The organism is Paenibacillus sp. GbtcB18 (genome assembly GCF_019091125.1).
GTDB classification, from domain to species: domain Bacteria; phylum Bacillota; class Bacilli; order Paenibacillales; family NBRC-103111; genus Paenibacillus_F; species Paenibacillus_F chitinolyticus.
The window spans coordinates 1-402 of sequence record NZ_JAGXJX010000149.1 but is presented as its reverse complement, the minus strand read 5'-3'; the positions used below and the strand labels follow the sequence as shown (position 1 = coordinate 402).

Sequence of the window (402 nt, the reverse complement as noted above, 5' to 3'; positions counted from 1 at the left end):
CTGAAGAAAAGAAACAATTAGCAGCTAAAAAAGAAGAGAAACAGAAAGCTGAAAAAGCAAAAGTAGAAGAAGAAAAAAATGCTGAAGAGGCAAAGAAAGAAAAAGAGAAGCAATTAGCAGCTGAAGAAAAGAAAAAAGAAGCAGCTGAAAAAGCAGAAGAAGAAAAGAAAATGAAACAAAAAGAAGAAGCAGATAGGTTGAAAGCAGAAGAGGAGCAACGTAAGAAGGAAGAGTCAGAAAAGAAAAAAGCAGAAGAAGAGCAACGTAAAAAAGAAGAGGAAGAAAAGAAGAAAATAGAAGAAGAGCAACGCAAGAAAGAAGAGGACGAGAAAAAGAAAGCAGAAGCAGAGGCGCGTAAGGCAGAAACACAACAAAAGGTGTTGGAATCAAATTATAGATCTG

Annotated in this window: 1 pseudogene; it reads left to right on the top strand. The window is 35.8% G+C overall.

Annotated features, from left to right (window positions below):
- Positions 1-402, top strand: a pseudogene (locus KVT34_RS33050) (hypothetical protein); the annotation flags it as partial.